The 16446-nt window shown below is 58.8% G+C and carries 13 protein-coding genes; 9 read left to right on the top strand and 4 right to left on the bottom strand.

Annotation, left to right across the window (positions count from 1 at the left end):
• The first annotated feature begins 199 nt into the window (after positions 1-199).
• The 6 genes from SANT_RS11780 to SANT_RS11810 all read left to right on the top strand — a co-directional run bounded on the left by SANT_RS11780 (position 200) and on the right by SANT_RS11810 (position 6416).
• Complete coding sequence (locus tag SANT_RS11780) at positions 200-916, top strand: alpha/beta fold hydrolase (RefSeq protein WP_398460020.1); 717 nt, start codon at positions 200-202, stop codon at positions 914-916.
• Positions 917-958: 42 nt separating this feature from the next.
• Positions 959-1639 carry a heavy metal response regulator transcription factor gene (locus SANT_RS11785; RefSeq protein ID WP_025422498.1) on the top strand — a complete coding sequence of 227 codons (681 nt, stop codon included), beginning with the start codon at positions 959-961 and terminating at the stop codon, positions 1637-1639.
• Entirely contained in the window at positions 1636-3033 is a 1398-nt protein-coding gene (locus SANT_RS11790; RefSeq protein WP_025422499.1) for a heavy metal sensor histidine kinase, read from the top strand. The genes SANT_RS11785 and SANT_RS11790 overlap by 4 nt, the downstream gene beginning before the upstream one ends.
• An 815-nt stretch (positions 3034-3848) precedes the next feature.
• On the top strand, positions 3849-4637 hold the full coding sequence (locus SANT_RS11800) for a heme/hemin ABC transporter substrate-binding protein (protein ID WP_038669655.1): 789 nt from the start codon (positions 3849-3851) through the stop codon (positions 4635-4637).
• A 5-nt stretch (positions 4638-4642) separates the two neighbouring features.
• Entirely contained in the window at positions 4643-5641 is a 999-nt protein-coding gene (locus SANT_RS11805; RefSeq protein ID WP_025422502.1) for a FecCD family ABC transporter permease, read from the top strand.
• On the top strand, positions 5634-6416 hold the full coding sequence (locus SANT_RS11810) for a heme ABC transporter ATP-binding protein (RefSeq protein ID WP_025422503.1): 783 nt from the start codon (positions 5634-5636) through the stop codon (positions 6414-6416). The genes SANT_RS11805 and SANT_RS11810 overlap by 8 nt, the downstream gene beginning before the upstream one ends.
• 98 nt (positions 6417-6514) lie before the next feature.
• On the opposite strand, the gene SANT_RS11815 is transcribed toward SANT_RS11810, so the two are convergent.
• The 3 genes from SANT_RS11815 to SANT_RS24135 all read right to left on the bottom strand — a co-directional run bounded on the left by SANT_RS11815 (position 6515) and on the right by SANT_RS24135 (position 11014).
• Positions 6515-7360, bottom strand: coding sequence for an oxidoreductase (locus SANT_RS11815; RefSeq protein ID WP_025422504.1), 846 nt, complete (start codon positions 7358-7360; stop codon positions 6515-6517).
• A 647-nt stretch (positions 7361-8007) separates the two neighbouring features.
• Complete coding sequence (locus tag SANT_RS11820; protein ID WP_025422505.1) at positions 8008-10191, bottom strand: TonB-dependent copper receptor; 2184 nt, start codon at positions 10189-10191, stop codon at positions 8008-8010.
• A gap of 607 nt (positions 10192-10798) precedes the next feature.
• Positions 10799-11014: a hypothetical protein gene (locus tag SANT_RS24135; protein WP_148296279.1), complete on the bottom strand. Its 216-nt coding sequence runs from the start codon at positions 11012-11014 to the stop codon at positions 10799-10801.
• 739 nt (positions 11015-11753) lie between these two features.
• Between SANT_RS24135 and SANT_RS11825 the strand changes: the two genes are divergently transcribed.
• From SANT_RS11825 to SANT_RS11835, 3 genes are all read left to right on the top strand, one after another.
• A complete protein-coding gene (locus SANT_RS11825) occupies positions 11754-12566 on the top strand; it encodes a winged helix-turn-helix domain-containing protein (RefSeq protein ID WP_025422506.1) in 813 nt (270 codons plus the stop codon).
• A complete protein-coding gene (locus tag SANT_RS11830) occupies positions 12563-13030 on the top strand; it encodes a FidL-like protein (RefSeq protein WP_025422507.1) in 468 nt (155 codons plus the stop codon). The genes SANT_RS11825 and SANT_RS11830 overlap by 4 nt, the downstream gene beginning before the upstream one ends.
• A gap of 166 nt (positions 13031-13196) precedes the next feature.
• Positions 13197-14771, top strand: a complete 1575-nt coding sequence (locus SANT_RS11835; protein ID WP_158500158.1) for a sensor domain-containing diguanylate cyclase — start codon at positions 13197-13199, stop codon at positions 14769-14771.
• Positions 14772-14792: 21 nt separating this feature from the next.
• Here the strand turns inward: SANT_RS11835 and SANT_RS11840 are convergent, their stop codons facing one another.
• Positions 14793-15926, bottom strand: a complete 1134-nt coding sequence (locus tag SANT_RS11840; protein WP_025422509.1) for a glutathione-independent formaldehyde dehydrogenase — start codon at positions 15924-15926, stop codon at positions 14793-14795.
• Between the last annotated feature and the right edge of the window lie 520 nt (positions 15927-16446).

Genomic DNA, 16446 nt, shown 5'->3' on the forward strand with positions numbered 1-16446 from the left:
GGTTTGCTCCGGGCCGCTCTGCACTATCGGCCGCCGGCGACGTCATACTTTTGTCATAACTCGCTCATGCCGCGGTCAGTTTCACCCGCCTACACTCCTCTATGCAATGAACACCTATACTTACTCACGAGAGGAACACGCCATGAAACTGACCCTCGGTCAATCCATCAAGATCATCGCCCTTTCCACCGTCTGTCTGATGGCGGGCGTCAGCACCGCAGCGCAGGCCGAAAACGTAAAAAACATCGTCCTGGTGCACGGCGCCTTTGTCGGTGGAGCCGGCTGGCGCCCGGTCTATGACATTCTTACCCAAGATGGCTATAAGGTGACGCTGGTGCAGGAGCCCCTGACTTCGTTCAAGGAAGACGTCGCCGCCACCCAACGCGTCCTGGACCAGCAGGACGGCCCCGTCATCCTGGTGGGCCACAGCTACGGCGGTACGATCATCAGCGAAGCGGGCAATGATTCGCACGTGGCGGGCCTGGTGTATATCGCAGCCCATGCGCTGGACGTCGGCGAGTCGAGCGGCGGTAACGGCAAAAAATACCCCAATAGCGCGCATCCGTATGTGAAAACGCCGGATGGTTTTATGATGCTGGCGCCGGCCAATTATCCCGGTGACTTCGCGGCGGATCTGCCCGCCAAACAGGCTAAATTTGAAGCGCAGGCGCAGATGCCCACCGCCGCCGGTATTTTCTCCACGACCATCGACAACCCGGCCTGGAAAACCAAACCCAGCTGGTACATGGTCGCCAAAGCGGACAAAATCATCAATCCGGATTTAGAACGGATGTATGCTCAACGCGCCAAAAGCCATACGGTAGAAGTTGCCGGCGCCAGCCATTCGGTGTATGAATCCCATCCTAAAGAGGTGGCGGCATTGATCGAGCAGGCCGCCGCGCAGGCGGTGAAATGATCCCCCGCTGCGCACTATTCCCTTGCTGCGACGGAGTGAACGATGAAAATACTGGTCATTGATGATGAGCCCAAAGCACGGGAATATATGCGCAGCGGTTTGACCGAATCCGGTTATGTCGTTGATGTCGCGAGCGACGGCCGCGAAGGGCTGTTTATGGCCCAGGAGTACCATTACGACTTGATACTGCTCGACGTGATGATGCCGGAGGTTAACGGGTGGGAAGTCATGAAAACGCTGGATTCTCTGCTGGATACACCGGTGATTTTTCTTACCGCCAAAAGCACCGTCGACGACCGCATCAAAGGGCTGGAGCTGGGGGCGGACGATTACCTCATCAAGCCTTTCTCCTTTGCCGAACTGCTCGCCCGCATCCGTACCGCGCTGCGGCGCGGCATGCAGGTGAAACGTGAAGAGCTTCTCGCGGTGGCCGACCTGCGGCTGGATATCGCCAAACGGCGCGTGGAGCGGGCCGGCCGGCGAATCGATCTGACCAATAAAGAGTTCAACCTGCTGCAATTGCTAATGTCCAATCCCGGACAGGTGATGAGCCGTACCTTGATAGCCTCGCGGGTCTGGGATATGAATTTCGATAGCGATACCAATGTGGTAGATGTGGCCGTGCGCCGTCTGCGGCAAAAAGTCGACGAACCTTTCCCTCACCCCCTGATCCATACCGTGCACGGCGTGGGCTACCGCTGCGAGGGCGACGATACGCCATGAAAAGCCTGTCGCTGACCGCGCGCCTGTCGCTGTTGATTTCCACTACCGTGCTGCTGGTCATGATCCTGACGGGGATGGCGCTGTATCAATCGCTGGCGCAACAAATCAGCGTGCGTGACGATGCGGCCCTGCTGAACCGGATGGATCAGATCCGCACCCTGTTGCTCAACGAGGATGTGCTGGAGCTCATTCGTACCAAGCCGCGGCTGTTTGCCAATATGCTCGGCAATACCGAGTCGCTGCTGGTGCTGCGCTTTCCCGGTCAACCGCCGCTTATTGAGGTCAATCCCGGCAAGGCAACCATACCGGACATCCCCGCGGTGCCCGCCCAGCAGCCGCTGGCGCTGAAAAATGTGCGTCACGAGCTTGCGCGCGACGGCACGCCGTTTATCTCCGCCTCCGCCCTGGCGAAAACGCGCAACGGCCCGGGTGAAGTGGAAATTATTACCGGCAGGCTCATGACGGAGCGTACCAGCACGCTGGCGGGTTACCGCCACCAAATGCTGTTGCTGATCATCGTCGCCACCGCCATTGCCGCGCTCAGCGTCGCGTTTCTGACCCGACGCGGGCTGCGCCCCCTGCATCGCCTGGCGCAGGAAACCGCCGCCATCGACGTGCGCCATTTGGCCTGGCGCATCCGGCCACATCACGTACCGCGGGAGCTACTGGCGCTGGTGGCGGCCTTCAATCAAATGCTCGACCGGTTGGAAACCAGCTTTCAGCAGCTCAGCCAGGTGTCGGCCGATATGGCCCACGATCTGCGCACGCCGATTGCCAACCTGCTCGGGCAAACGGAGGTGGCGCTGACGCAGGCGCGCAGCCTCAAATACTATGAAACGCTGCTGGGATCCAACTTTGAAGAGCTGTTGAGATTATCGCGCATGATTGACAGCATGCTGTTTCTGGCGCAGGCGCAGGACGCCAGCCAAGCGATCCATTGCGAACAGGTAAATCTGGCGACGGTGTTGCCGCCGCTGGCGGACTATTTTGAGGGGCCGGCCGAGGAGCGTCAGCTGACAATGGTCTATCCCACGGAGGGCACCCTCTGGGCCGATGGCGACCTGTTGCGGCGCGCGCTCGCCAATTTGCTGGCCAATGCGATCCGCTTCGCACAAAGCGGCAGTACCATCCGGGTAAGTGTCCAAACGCAGCGCGAGGGCGTGACGCTGTCGGTGGAGAACCACGGCGACACCATCGCCGCGGCGCAGCAGGCGCGAATCTTTGACCGTTTCTATCGGGTGGATGCGTCCCGCCACGATTCTGCCACCGGCAGCGGTCTGGGGCTTTCTATCGTGCGCAGCATTATGCAGCTGCATCACGGCCACTGCGCGGTGGTAAGCCAGGATCGCCTAACGCGCTTTACGCTGTTTTTCCCGTCGCGAGAGACGCCATAGCGGGTTCAACGCGATAGGCGAGCTCCCGTATAACCCTCTATTTTACATGCCTTTTAAGCAAAAAAATCACAGTTCGATATTGATAACGATAATAGTTCGTATTATTGTTCCTGCTAAAGGGATTGCGGTCCCCTTTCGCGGCGGCAGACGGCCAAGAGCCGGGACCGACGCCTTGCTATCGTCCCGCCCAATTAGAGACCGTTAACGCCTATCATGAGTCACGCCGTTTACGCCAGAGCGTTATCCTGCCGCCGCCGGTCTACCGACCTGCGCGCACAACCGCTGTGCCTGCGCCCGAGAGGCCGCACGTGGCGTTTATCCTGGCGGCAGCGGAAAGCCCGCGTCGGGCGTTTTTTCTGGCGGCAGCGGAAAGCCCGCGTCGGGCGTTTTTTCTGGCGGCAGCGGAAAGCCCGCGTCGGGCGATTTTTCTGGCGGCAGTGGAAAACCCGCGTCAGGCGTTATCATTCTTTCAACTCGGATGTCGTGACGCAATCCTCACTTGACCGTTTACGGCGGCTTGCCGCCCGGCAGCGCCAGGTGCCACACTTGATGCCCACGGTGACGGATAATCTCACCGGCATCGGCGCGGCGGCGCCACGCGCTCGCCCTTTTTACACGGAGATCATCCTATGAACAAGAACAGGGTAATAACGGTGCTGACCGCGCGCGCAATACCCGCGCCGCGCCCTCAACCGCACAGCGGCGTGGTGCCGCGCCGCCCACGCCTTTCGGCCGTTCATCGGCTGCGGGTGAGGTTCCGGCGCGCGGTGCCGAACCTCGCCGCGCGAGGTTGTTTGGCGCTGGCGCTTCTCACCATGCCCTTTACGCTGCTGGCCGAACAGCGGGTGGTTACCATCGGGGGCGATGTGACCGAAATCGCGTTTGCCCTGGGTGGCGGTGCGGAGGTGGTGGCGCGCGACAGTACCAGTCTTCAGCCCGCGGATCAGGTGCGCCGCTTACCGGATGTCGGCTACCTGCGGCAATTGAACGCGGAGGGCATTCTGGCTCTGCGCCCGACCCTAGTGCTGGCAAGCGAGCTGGCCAAACCGTCGCTGGCCCTCAAGCAGGTGGCCGATAGCGGGGTACGGGTGGTCAGCGTGCCGGGCGAGAGTTCCCTAAGCGCCATCGACCGCAAAATTCAAACCGTCGCCGGCGCGCTGGACCGCACGCCGCAGGGCGAAAAACTGATTGCCCAATTGCATGAGCAGTTGAACACCATTCCCGCCGGCACGCTGCCGGTCAAAGTACTCTTCATTCTTAGCCATAGCGGCATGTCGGCGATGGCCGCCGGTAAAGATACCGCCGCAGATGCGGCTATTCGCGCCGCCGGGCTGGAAAACGCCATGCAGAGCTTCAGCCGTTATCAGCCGCTATCCGCGGAGGGCATCATCGCCAGCGCGCCGGATATGGTGCTGCTGACCGCTGACGGGGTAAAAACTCTCGGCGGCGAGCAGAAAGTCTGGCAATTACCGGGACTGGCGATGACGCCGGCGGGGAAACATCACCGGCTGCTGGTGCTGGACGATATGGCGCTGCTGGGTTTCGGTCTGGATACGCCAGCGGCGATAGTCAAGCTGCGCACGGCCGCGGCCAGGCAGCCCTGAGCCCTATGCGCGCGACTAAACCTCTGCTCATTTTGGGAATGATGTTGGCGCTGATGCTGGCATTAGCCGTGGCCGCGGCGGGATTCGGCGCTATGCGGCTCACGCTTTCCGATGTCTGGCACAGCCCCGGCGACGGCATGCTCTGGCAAATCTGGTTCAGTATACGGCTGCCCCGGGTGGCGCTGGCGCTGCTGGTGGGCGCCGCGCTGGCGCTCTCCGGCGCGGTGATGCAGGGGCTGTTTCGCAATCCGCTGGCCGATCCTGGGCTGCTCGGCATTAGCAGCGGCGCGGCGCTGGCGGTCGGGATGTCGGTAGTATTGCCCGTTACGCTGACGCCGATTTTCGCGCTCTACTCATCGATGGCGGCGGCCTTTATCGGCAGCCTCGCCGTGACCGTGGTGATTTTCTCTTTGAGCAGTTTCAGCGCCGGTCTGGCGCGTCTGTTGCTCGCCGGCATCGCCATCAATGCCTTATGCGGCGCGGCGACCGGCGTGCTCTCCTGGTTAAGCAACGACCAGCAGTTGCGCCAACTGTCATTATGGGGCATGGGCAGTCTCGGTCAGGCCCAATGGCCGACGGTGGCCGCCGCCGCATCGCTGATATTGCCCGCGGCGCTGCTGGTGCAACGGTTGTCCACCGCGCTCAACGTGCTCCAACTGGGTGAGGAAGAGGCGCATTACCTTGGCGTGGACGTCAAACGAACCCAGCGCCGTCTGCTGTTGTCGAGCGCACTGCTGGTAGCGGCGGCGGTGGCGGTCAGCGGCGTGATCGGCTTCGTTGGCCTGGTGGTGCCACACCTGATTCGCATGACGCTCGGGGCCGATCACCGCTGGCTGTTGCCCGGCGCGACCCTTGCCGGCGCCATATTGCTGCTGCTGGCGGATACGGTAGCGCGCACCGCCGTGGCCCCGGCGGAGATGCCGGTAGGGCTGCTGACCAGCCTGTTGGGCGGTCCGTGGTTTTTGTGGTTGATCCTGCGCAGACGGGAGGCGGCCGGTGTCTGAGTCGTTATTCCGCGCCGACAATCTTCATTACCGCGTTGGCGGGCGCCTGCTGATCGAGGCCGTCTCGCTGACATTGGCGCCGGGTGAGATGGTGGCCCTGATTGGCCCCAACGGCGCCGGTAAATCGACCCTTTTACGGATGTTGAGCGGCTATCTCGACCCACTCCAGGGACAGTGTCGATTGCAGGGTCGCGCGCTGGCCGCCTGGCCGGCCGCCCAGCTTTCGCGCCGGCGGGCGGTGATGGCGCAGCACGGTGGCGTGGCGTTCCCCTTCAAGGTGAATGAGGTGCTGGCGATGGCGCGCGCGCCCTGGCCCGGCACGCCCAGCGCGCCCTTGCTCGAAGAGGTAATGACGCTGACCGGCTGCGAGATGTTGGCGCAGCGGGAGTTCCGCCGGTTGTCCGGCGGTGAGCAGCAGCGGGTGCGCCTGGCGATGGCGCTGGCGCAATTGTGGCGGCAGGACGGACCGGCGGGATGGCTGTTTCTCGATGAACCCACCTCGGCGCTGGATCTCTATCACCAACAGGCATTGCTGCGCCTGTTGTATCAACTCACCCGCGCGGGCGAGCTGGCCGTTTGCTGCGTACTGCATGATGTCAATCTGGCGGCGCTGTGGGCCGATCGGATACTGTTGCTGCGGCAAGGGCGACTTATCGCCAACGGTACGCCGGCGGAGGTCTTGACGGAAGCGCAATTGCGCGCCTGCTATCACGCCGATCTTCGCGTACAAACCCAAGAAGATGATGGCGTGCCGCAGGTTTACCTGCGGCGTTAACGCGGCCATGGCGTATCGCCCAGGGCAGTTATCTCGCGCCGAAACGGACGGCCGCCGCCGATCGCCAGGCGCGTTGCGCCTGCCGCAGTGCAGCGTGCCTATTGCGGGTAATCGGCGCCGAGGCTGACGTCGCGCCAGGCCGCCATTTCATCTAACCGCTCGCGTAATTTGCCGGTCACCGTCTCGAATCCCCAGGCGCCAAGCACCAGATGGCGCGGTGGCCGCCCGTGCAGGATCAGATCCAGCATTGCGTCGGCGGCGCGCACCGGATCGCCGGCCTGTTTGCCGCTGTTGGCGGCGGTGGTTTTCATCCGAGCCGCGGCGGTATCGGCATAATCCGCCAGCATACTCGGCGTTTGGCGCAGAGAGCGCCCGGCCCAATCGGTGCGGAACGGACCCGGTTCGACGCAGGTCACTTTGATGCCCAGCGGCGCGCACTCCGCCTGTAACGCATCTGACCAGCCTTCGACGGCGTGTTTGCTTGCCGCGTAATAACCGGAACTGGGGAAACCCACCAGCCCCGCCACCGAGGTGATATTGATGACATACCCTTGGCGCTGCGCGCGCATCAACGGCAGCACCGCGCGGGTTAAGGCAAACAGGCCGAATACATTGGTGTCGAATTGCGCGCGGATTTCCTGCTCGACACCTTCCTCAACGGCGCTTTGATACCCGTAACCCGCATTATTTACCAGGACATCAATAGCGCCGAATTTGTCGACCGCCGCCTTGACCGCGCTGGCGATCGCCGCGTCATCGGTCACATCCAGCGCCAGCGCCAGTGCGCGATCGGGCGCGTCCTGCGCGAGTGTCGCGACCTGCTGCACATCGCGGGCGGTGATCACCGCCCGCCAGCCGCGTGACAATACGCGTTTCGCCAACTCCCGGCCAAACCCTGTAGAGCAGCCGGTGATAAACCATACGGGGATTTTTTCTGCGGACATAATGCTCTCCTATTGATGAGCCCTAAACGCTGGCGGACCGTCTCACCGGTCCGCGTCAAGTCATATAGCCTGCGCGCGTCTAGCCTGTGCGCGTCGTGCGCGCTGCTTACCCATCGCAGCGCCGATACGATCGGTACGATCAATTCCTCAGTCACGCCGGGCGGCGCCAGCCGGAGTGTTTCTTGCTCAACGTTGACCTTCGGCACCAGCCGAAATCTTTCTCGCTCAACGTTGGCTTTCGGCGGCGCCGACACGTTTTCGCTCGACGGTAGCATACGGCGCCGGCCGCGCGGGACGTATTGGCGGGCGTAGTGATACCCACGGTGGCAACGTTATCAGCAACACCGCGGCGGCGCTAAATGGCAACGGCCGCACAACGCCGGTCCATCGCCGACGGCTGCCCATGGCGCCGGAATGCCGTTTATGCCGAGCGGCAGCTGATGGATTTATGGGAACAGGCTAAAGGCGTCAGGGCTGGCATGCGCCAGCCTTCCAACCCGCCGTTACCGCCATTGCCTTAAGCAGGGGCGCAACTTCACAGTGTAGCACCTGCTGAATTGACGGTTAAAAAGTTATTCTAGACTCCCCGGCGATAGATCCCCCGGCGGCCAAAGTGCCAGCGCGACGCGACGCATATCGCCCTGGCGTTAGAACGTTACACCGGCCCTGGCCCAGATCGTGCGGCCCGGCTCCAGCAGCGGCGCATCCGCGGAGTAGCCAAAACCGCGGTTGCCCGCCAGGTTAAGGTGTTCGCTATAGCGTCTGTTGAGCAAATTATCCACCCCGGCGCTGATTTTGATATTGGCGGCGGCCTGCCAAGCCATATTGGCCGACATAACGCCAAAGCCAGCGCTGCGGTCAAAATCCTTACCGACCACATTGCCTTCGTTAGGCGCGATTCGGCGTTGCGCCGCCACTAGCCGCCACAGCGCGGTGGCGCTCCAGTCTCCCGCGTCCCAGGTCAACGCCAGCCGCCCCTCGAGCGGCGGGATCTGCGGCAGCGGCCGGCGCGTATCCCGATTTTCCCCATACGCCCAGGCCAGGCTGCTTTCGAGCCGCCAGCGTTCATTGAAGCGGTAACCCAACCCGGACTCGCCGCCGTAAATGCGGGCATCGATATTGTCTGCCCGGCTGGCGTTCGGGCGCGGAACGCCATAGCGGAATAAGATAAAATCCTGCACCTGGCCGATATAGCCCGATGCCCAGGCGTCCAGCGGCGCCAGTTGCCAATGCGCGCCGAAATCGAGCTGCGCGGTTTTCTCGCGCTTGAGCCGGTGGAATGCATCCTGCCCGGCGCCCCGACCGGCTCTGAGCGTAATGAGTTCCCAATAGTCAGGGAACCGCTCGGTTAACCCCACGCCGACATAGGTCATCAACGGCAGCGTCTCGGGCTGGTGCTCCAGGCGAACAAAAGCGGCGGGATACACCTCGCTGCGCCGCTCCGAGCCGCGCGCGCCATGGTACTGCGCCGCGGTATGCTCAAGGCGCATGCCGCTTATCAACGTCTGCGTCGGCCTGAACCGCCAACTGACTTCTGCAAACAGGCCACTGTCCTGAAATTCCGCGTCCTCCTGCCAGCGGCCACCAACCTTTCTCCGGTGCCGGTTGACCTGCAAGTCCGCCCCGCCCTGCAATTGTACATCTTGCCATTGCCAAGTGCCGATGCCGCGGCCCCCGAGCGTCAAACGGTCAACGTTGCTGCGCAGAGGGACCCAATTGCCGGATGCTGCGCCGCCTTGACGCGACAGGCGCTGCGCGCTGCGCCGGGCAGAGTTATCCATAACGTGATCGGTGTAATGGTACCAGCCCCGCATTTCGACGCTGTCCAGCACCTCGCCTAGCGCATGCTGCTCGAAGCGCAGGCCGATGCTTTCCCGCGCAAAGCGAGTACCGTCCATACCGCGCGCGGCGTAACGGGCATTGCCGTCCCCGCGGCCCACCGTCAGCTCCATCAAGGTATCGGGTGTCGGGGTAAAGCCGGCCGCCACATCGCTGTTCCATTTACGCCAGCCGGAATAGACCCGCTGACCCGCGCCATCTTGATAATCGCCGGCGCGGGAGACATTGCCCATTAAGCGCAGATAGCCTGACGCGTTGCCGAAAGCGCCATCAATATTCTCGTCTAACCGCCCGCTTGAGCCGGCGAGCGCGCTGGCGTGCACCGTCATCCCCGGCGCGTCAAAGCGCGGCGGCAGCCTTTCAAAGCGTAAGGTGCCGGCGGAGGCGCCCGGTCCCCACAGGACGGTCTGGGGACCTTTAGTTAACGACACGATGTCAAAACTTTCCGGGGAAATATAGGCGCTAGGGGAATCCATGCGTGAAGAGCAGGCGCCGAGCATTTCTCCCCCGTCCACCAGCATGCGCAGCCGGGAACCGAACATCCCGCGAAACACCGGATCGCCATTGGTGCCGCCATTGCGGATTAGCGCAAAACCGGGAATGGTTTTCAGGTAATCGGCGCCGTCGCTGGCGGGCACGGGCTGTCGCGGTATTTTGGGCGCCAAAGACACCGAGAGTGGGGACCCCTTGGGGGCGGTCACGGTAATGACGTCCTGCTCGGGGGAATCGGCGGGGGTATCGCGCTCCTTTGGTACTAATGGTGCCTGTGCCGAACGGACGCCGGGTTCGGCGGCGGGCGTCAGCGCCGGTATCGGGTCGACGTCGCGTGCGGCCGTGGGCGAAACCGCTTGCGCCAAACGGACGCCACGTTCGGCGGCAAGGATTTCCCCGGCGCGCGCGCCGGGGGCAACACCGCAGGCAAATAACGCCAGCAGCGACATCGCGCGCGGCGCCAAGGCTGGGCACGAACGCCCCTGTAGGTCAACGTACATATCACTTCCTTTTGCAAAAATAACCGGCTTCCTGGCCATGACCATCTGGCGCGCGATGCAGTGCGCGCCAGCGATTCTCCGACGTCAACCGGGTCAGTGCGCATTAACGCGGACGGAGAGAGCGAACGGATTTTTCACGGCAACCACTGATCGCCGTACCCGCCCAAATTGTAACTGAATGCGACAGCAGCGGCGGGCATTTTTCATATGACTTGCCCATTGCCGCTGTTCTATTTAGCGCTGGTATAAGAAATAGCGGTAAAACTATTTATTTTGCATTTATTATAATATTTGAATATGCGCCAACGCGTATTTGGCTTATTAGCGCCGACACCAAGTTCAATAACTTATTGCCGCCAATGTTTCAACGCCTGTTTCACTCCGCAGGATCGCGCCAGCGCTCGGACACGGCGACTTGGCGTAATGTCATTAACCCGTCAGAAACGAAAATGATCTTTCGGCAGGCAAAAAAAGCCCCATGACGGCGTCAAGCCAATTGGCTTATTGCGTCGTGACGAGGGATAAACGCCAGCGCCGCGCTTGCCCTACTAAAAGCCAGCTCGCAGGACGATTGACTACGCTAACCACCTATCTCCAGTGGATCCCCTCAGCCATGCTGCGGCAAGGCGAGCGAATGCGGCTCGCTGCGTTCGCCGCTTACACCCGCACCGCGCAGGCAGACGCTGTTACCCTCCCCTGGAGACGATCCGCTAACCAGCCCAGGTCCTATCCCGCATAGCGTCAGACCCAGGCCGCTGCACGACAACATCCCGCTGGGCCGCGGTGCGGCGGCGCCCTGTTCCCCCGGCTTACAACGGCGCATGGACGGCGTGTCCTGAACGGTGCAAAGCGGCCAGGGCGGCAGGCGCCGGCGCGGGGGCAACAGCGGCTTACGCGCGAAGCGACGCTGCCTGCCGGTGGGAAGGGTTACACGCTTATGCCATCGCTATCGGCGGCACGCTTTAGCCCGCCATAAATTTTCCACGCCAACGCCTATGTCCTCGCCGCCCCTATTTCCCATTGGCTGTTTTAGAAAACGAAGCGAATTAACCATAGACGACAGAAGATCATCCGGCGTTTGCTTGATAACGCTTACACCGTACGCTGAATGCGGCATCCGTTATTTACCTGATTGAGTAACCTTATAGCACCTGAAATAATGTGGCTATGCAATTTTTGGTACAGCGTCAATTTGTCTATGTAGTGCTAAAATTAGGGTTAAATCGCCTCATTATTTCGCAGCCTGAAGGATTACTCTCTATTTTTGTCGCTTATGAGGGGCGGTCGCAGACTAGTTAAGGTTTTTTGTGCTGGTTTTGTTAGTTTTTTTAGATTTTAAAACTTTTTTGATATTTTTAAAACAAAAAATCTCTTTTTAAGAGTTAACAAGGATATAATCCTGAAAATATGATAATTATCCAATTCGCGGCCTTCATAACGTTAGAATTCTCTTCACGATATTATGCGCAGAAAAGGCAGGGTCTTCTCTTTAACAGGTACATCTATAAACAAAAACGTCTGGTATGAATATTGACCAGAGGCTGGTCAATATGGAGTAGCCCATGAAGTATATTATCAATTCAACCGTGGCGTTTGATACCACCGAATACCTTCTCACGCTGGTGGATGATGCCGATACATCAGTAAAACTGTCCAATTCCGCCGGCCGGGTATTGGAGGAGCTTATTCAGTATCGCGGGACCGGCGAACCGGTGACCCGAGAGCATCTCTTTGCCAGCGTCTGGAGCGCCCACGGTCTACAGCCGTCTAATGGCAATTTAAATCAACAGGTTAGTTTAATACGTAAGGGGTTAACCTCATTAGGGCTGGATGCCTCAGCGATAGTCACAATTCCTAAGCGCGGGTTGAAATTAAATGATCAGCTGGTGATAAGCACGCTGGACGACGATATCACCCAGGCGACATGCATTCCCGCGGTGAATGAATTCCCGGTGGAAATAGCGCATCCCGTCATGCTTACCGGCGGGCGAAAAAATATCAATGGTGCGCTGACCTTTTTAATGGTGATTGTCACGCTGCTGACTGTTGTCATGGCGTATATTTATTATGAAGATGATGATAATCAGAAACTATACTTCTTCAGCCAGATCAATACCTGCAAAGTTTATACTTTCCACCCCATTCCCGGCCTGGAAAAAGAGGACTACCGTTTGCGGATCGCCGAAGCTATGAAAGGGAATGTGGAAAAATGCAAAAACAATTACATCATCATTTTTTCTAAAACGCTCATCCCCGATCCTCTTATCCAGGATAATATCAATGTCCGTACTTTCATGGCCAAGTGTCGTAAAGATGAGGATGGCCAGATTTCCAATTGTTTAAATTTCTTCTTTTACAATTGGAGCGAGACATGAAAAGGCTCATCGTGATTGTGGTGATGTGCTTCATCGCGGGCTTTCTTTTTTATCTGCACCAGCATAAGCAATCGCTATCAGGCTTCAACTGCTCAGGGTTGATGGTGATGAAAGCCAATACTTTTCCCGGCACCTACAGCTATGTGGTGGATGTTCGCATGTATTTTACCAACGCCGCGGAAGGTTTTTACATTCTTAATGGGACTTTTAGCGCCAACGATAAAACTTATGAACTGCAGCGCATCAAACATTTCAGCTATCAGCTCAAAAATGACAAAGATCTCTATGAGATTATCATCACCAAGGAAAATATTTCCACATTCGACAACACGCCGAAAAGGCTTGCTGACCAGATCCTGATGCCCCTCGGTTCATCATTTTTACCGCAGATGAAAAGGATCGATAAGAACGCATTGCTGCTGAACATGCTGTATTCACCGTATTTTATCTGCACCGCCACCTGAGGGCGTCACCCGCGCAACGCAGACAAGCGCCTGCTTCCCCTGCGCGCGTTTGTCATCGCCTATGAATATCAACAGCGATAATTTTGACGAACGGCGAAATGCCATAAATACTTGCATGAGGGAGGGAAAGTATTTCAAATTCGCCGGGGAGCTGCGCGCGGGTCATATGTTAAAACTTACACATTTTTTTGGCCGCGGGCGTCGCAACGACGATACCGATTCGCTGGATGGGCCGCCTCGTTTTTCGCTGATTCTTCAGGTAGCCGCCTCCGCGCTGTTTTTGGCCGTGGTGCTCGTCTCGCTGACCGGCTGGCATCTTTACCATACCTATCAGCTTGCGCTGTCGCGTTCCCAAACCAATATTCTCAATTTGACTCAGGCGCTTTCTCAGCATGCCAATGATACTTTCATGCAGGCCGAGATCCTGTTAACCGATTTGGCCCAACGTATCGCTCAGGACGGTTTGGCTGCGGCGCAGCAGGGGCAATTACACCCGCTTTTCACCGCCAAAATGCGCGCCCTGCCGCAGGTACACGGCATTTTTCTCTATGACGCCGCGGGGCATATGGTTGCCACCTCAGACAACGTTTTGCCGGCCAATACGGATTTCGCCGATCGCGATTATTACCGCTACCACCGCGATCACAATGACGCTAATTTGCATATCGGCAAAGTGATTCGCAGCCGGCTTACCGGCGAGCTCATTTTACCGGTCTCGCTACGCATTAATCGCCCCGACGGTAGTTTCGCCGGCGTACTGTTAGAAAGCGTCGTCATTGACTATTTCCGCCATTTCTACGCCCGTTTCGTGATAGACGATGATTCCACCTTGATGATGATGCTCAACAACGGCACCCTACTCTATCGTCATCCTTACAACGAGCGGGCGATCGGCAGCTCGATTTCCGCAACGCCGCTTTATCAAAAGCATATTGGCCAGCAGGCTTCAGGGGTCATGACGGGCGCCCTCAATGGCCAGGATGCGCAAAAAATCTACAGCTTCACTCATTTGCAGCAGTTTCCCGTCGCGATCACCACCGGTATGTCGCTGGATCAGGCGCTGGTGGACTGGCGTCAAGATGCAATAAGTCATTTGATTCTGGTGGTGATTTTTCTGGCGCTGCTCAGCCTGTTGGCGATTTCGTTTATTCGTCAAATTCGCCGCCGCATGCGGGTGGAAGAAGAATTGCGCCACGCTCAGCGCGAGCTGCGTAAGCTCAACCGGTCTCTGGAGCATTTGGCGCGTCGCGACGGACTCACCGGCCTGTATAATCGTCGCCATTTCGATCTGGCCCTCACCGACGAGTTCAATCGTGCGGTGCTAAGCCACGATGCGCTAGGCATTATTTTGCTGGATATCGACTTTTTCAAACAATTTAACGACCTCTACGGACACGTCGCCGGCGATAATTGCCTAAAACGGATCGGCGAGGCGCTGAAAGCGCTTTCACTGCGGCACCGAGATCGGGTAGCGCGCTACGGCGGCGAGGAATTCATTATCCTGCTGCCGCAAACCGACGAGGCGGGCGCGCGGGAGGTCGCACAGCGGGTGTATGAGGCGATAACCGGGCTGGCGATTGCGCACCAGGCCAGCCCCACCGGTAGCCTCACCCCGAGCATCGGCGTTTATGTGGGACAGCCGGCGAGCGGCGATGAATCCCCTTCCAGAATGGTGAGTCGGGCTGATACCGCGCTTTATCAGGCCAAACGCGAGGGACGCAACCGTATTTGCCTCGCCTGACGGTAGCGCGGTACCTCGGCGTCAGGGCTTAAGAATGACTTTGGTCCAGCCGGCAGCGCGCTCGTCAAAATGGCCGTAAGCCGCCGGCGCCTCCGCCAATTTCAGCCTATGGGAGATAATCGCCGCGGGATTGGCTTTGCCTTGATGGATGAGCCGCGCCAATTGGCGGTTATAGGCCTTCACGTTGGCCTGGCCGGTGCGGATCTGCTGGCCTTTAAACCACAAACTACCGAAATCGAACGGCATCTTGCCGGCCTGCGCCAGCTCGCTGGCGGCGCCGGGATCCTGCGGCACAAAAACGCCGACCACGCCAATACCGCCGGTGGCACGCGTAGAGGCCACCAAGCTGTTCATCGTTGCGGCATTATCTTCATGCCCATGTTTGTTGCAGCATTGATAGCCGACGCATTCACAGCCGCAGTCGGTACCTCGGCCGTCGGTCAGATCGAGGATCTTTTGCACCGCGGCATCCCCCACCGCGTTGACGGCCGTGGCGCCAAGTTTTTCGGCCAGCGCCAGCCTGTCGGGATGGGTATCCACCACCAGCACCTGTGATGCGCCTTTGATGACCGCCGCGTGTGCCGCCATCAGCCCAACCGGGCCGGCGCCGTAAATAGCGACGCTATCGCCGGGTCGCAAACCCGCCAGCTCGGTGGCGTGCCAACCGGTCGGGAAAATGTCGGATAGCATGACATAGTCATCCTCTTTCTCGGCGGCATCCTCCGGCAGAATGAGGCAGTTGAAATCGGCATAGGGAACGCGGAGCAATTCCGCCTGGCCGCCCTCCCAGGGCCCCATCTCGGCAAAGCCATAGGCCGCGCCGGCGGCGCCGGGATTTGCGGTGAGACAAAAACCCGTCAGGCCCCGCTCGCAATTCTCGCAAAAACCACAGCCAATGTTAAACGGCAAACAGACCCGATCCCCCACCTTCACCCGCTCCACCGCGTTGCCAATCTCGATGACCTGCCCCAGATTTTCGTGGCCGAAAATCCGGCCTGGCTCAAAGCCGGTCCGCCCTTCGTACATATGTAAATCTGAGCCGCAAATATTTGTGGTGGTAATCTTAACCAGCACGTCGGTCGGTTTCACAATCCGCGCATCCGGTACCGTTTTCACCGCCACATCACGCGGCCCGTTGTAAACGACTGCTTTCATTACTGCTCCTCCGTTATCGTAGACGCTGTCGCGTCCCGGTTGCCGAGTTGAGTCGAGTTATAAGGTGTAGTGTAAAATCCCGATTTTTTCCCCATCATTAACATTTATTAATGCTTTACGGGGTATAACCGCCGCTTCATGTTTGCGACATTGTTTATGTGACAACGTCACAAAAGTAACAACTAACAGAGATCATTTCGGCCGTTTTCTCGCCAAAATTCACATGGATGACGTTATTGAAGTACCCTGTTTAATGGCGTAGTCGAAGGGTTCGCTTGGATGGCGTTGTTGAAGTACTCTGTTTGATAGCGTAGTCGTAGGGTTCACATTGATGACGTTGTAGAAACGTTCTCTTTGATGGCGTAGTCAAAAGGTTAACTTTGAGGACGTTGTAGAAACGTACTCTTTGATGGCGTAGTCATAAGGTTGACCTTGAGGACGTTGTAGAAACGATCTCTTTGATGGCGTAGTCGAAGGGTTCACTTTGCCGGCCGGGATATCACAATGGCGAGAGCAACCG

This window comes from Sodalis praecaptivus (assembly GCF_000517425.1).
In the GTDB taxonomy this organism is placed as follows: domain Bacteria; phylum Pseudomonadota; class Gammaproteobacteria; order Enterobacterales; family Enterobacteriaceae; genus Sodalis_A; species Sodalis_A praecaptivus.

Bases quoted from the DNA above. Each gene is read 5' to 3' on its own strand.
- SANT_RS11780 (WP_398460020.1), top strand. From the start codon at position 200: ATGGCGGGCGTCAGCACCGCAGCGCAGGCCGAAAACGTAAAAAACATC.
- SANT_RS11785 (WP_025422498.1), top strand. From the start codon at position 959: ATGAAAATACTGGTCATTGATGATGAGCCCAAAGCACGGGAATATATG.
- SANT_RS11790 (WP_025422499.1), top strand. From the start codon at position 1,636: ATGAAAAGCCTGTCGCTGACCGCGCGCCTGTCGCTGTTGATTTCCACT.
- SANT_RS11800 (WP_038669655.1), top strand. From the start codon at position 3,849: ATGCCCTTTACGCTGCTGGCCGAACAGCGGGTGGTTACCATCGGGGGC.
- SANT_RS11805 (WP_025422502.1), top strand. From the start codon at position 4,643: ATGCGCGCGACTAAACCTCTGCTCATTTTGGGAATGATGTTGGCGCTG.
- SANT_RS11815 (WP_025422504.1), bottom strand. From the start codon at position 7,360: ATGTCCGCAGAAAAAATCCCCGTATGGTTTATCACCGGCTGCTCTACA.
- SANT_RS11820 (WP_025422505.1), bottom strand. From the start codon at position 10,191: ATGTACGTTGACCTACAGGGGCGTTCGTGCCCAGCCTTGGCGCCGCGC.
- SANT_RS24135 (WP_148296279.1), bottom strand. From the start codon at position 11,014: ATGCGCCGTTGTAAGCCGGGGGAACAGGGCGCCGCCGCACCGCGGCCC.
- SANT_RS11825 (WP_025422506.1), top strand. From the start codon at position 11,754: ATGAAGTATATTATCAATTCAACCGTGGCGTTTGATACCACCGAATAC.
- SANT_RS11830 (WP_025422507.1), top strand. From the start codon at position 12,563: ATGAAAAGGCTCATCGTGATTGTGGTGATGTGCTTCATCGCGGGCTTT.
- SANT_RS11835 (WP_158500158.1), top strand. From the start codon at position 13,197: ATGTTAAAACTTACACATTTTTTTGGCCGCGGGCGTCGCAACGACGAT.
- SANT_RS11840 (WP_025422509.1), bottom strand. From the start codon at position 15,926: ATGAAAGCAGTCGTTTACAACGGGCCGCGTGATGTGGCGGTGAAAACG.